The organism is Oleiphilus sp. HI0123, assembly GCF_001635315.1.
Map to the genome: position 1 here is coordinate 1 of NZ_LWGE01000529.1, position 291 is coordinate 291.

The following is a 291-nucleotide window of genomic DNA, read 5'->3' on the forward strand; positions in this document are numbered from 1 at the left end:
ACCGGATTTGAATTTCTCTGCCGCTTCACGATACTTTTGTTCTAGAAAAGAACGAGACTCGATCACTTCGCTCTGATCACTACACCAAGCACCAATCTGACTGCCACGCGGCCTGGTTGCAAAATATTTCAAGGAAGCGGCACTGGATATCTTTTCACAACGTCCTTCCACCTTCACCTGACGGTTCAGTGGTAACCAGGGGAACAACATCGCTACTTGAGGGTAGGCTTTAATCTGCTGAGACTTTCGGCTGTTGTAGTTAGTGAAGAAAACAAAGCCGTTTTCATCAAA

At 46.0% G+C, this 291-nt stretch carries 1 protein-coding gene; it reads right to left on the reverse strand.

Going from position 1 to position 291, the window contains the following annotated elements; all coding sequences use genetic code 11:
- On the reverse strand, nucleotides 1-291 hold a 291-nt coding region (locus A3761_RS04935), incomplete at both ends, for a pyridoxal 5'-phosphate synthase (RefSeq protein WP_156491607.1).